This is a genomic window from Mesorhizobium tamadayense, assembly GCF_003863365.1.
GTDB lineage: Bacteria > Pseudomonadota > Alphaproteobacteria > Rhizobiales > Rhizobiaceae > Mesorhizobium > Mesorhizobium tamadayense.
In genome coordinates, this window is record NZ_RQXT01000246.1 from 1 (window position 1) to 471 (window position 471).

General features: G+C 64.1%; 1 pseudogene. It reads right to left on the minus strand.

Features of this window, described 5'->3' with window-relative positions:
* A pseudogene (locus EH240_RS37520) lies at positions 1 to 471 on the minus strand (oxidoreductase); the annotation flags it as partial.

Sequence of the window (471 nt, forward strand, 5' to 3'; positions counted from 1 at the left end):
GAAGAGCGCTGCGATGCCCGCTTGCGCAGCTCGGGCAACGTCGACCTTCGGCGCCACTTTTGCTTTGCCGCTGGCTGCAATGTGCTCGGCCGCCCGGGTGCCAAAGACCTGCCCGGCATTGAGCGCGGCTCCGCCGGGCCGCGTTACGCCGTGCGTACCAGCGGCCTCACCGATCGCATAGCAGCCGGCGAGGCTACTGCGCCCCCAAACGTCCACCATGATGCCGCCGTTCATGTGCTGGTTGTTGACGGCGAACTCCAACGGTTCCTTGGTTATGTCTATCTTGTAGCGGCGATAGAGCTCGATCGCGAGCGGGTTCATGTGCTTCAACCGCTCGATGGGCAAATGTTGACCCGCGCCGGCATTGCCGAGATAGGAGCTCACGTCGTCGTCCAACCGTTCGAGGGAGAACGGCAGATCGCCGGGCATGGGCAGCGGATTCCGGTTGAAGTCCATGAACACGCGCCGCCC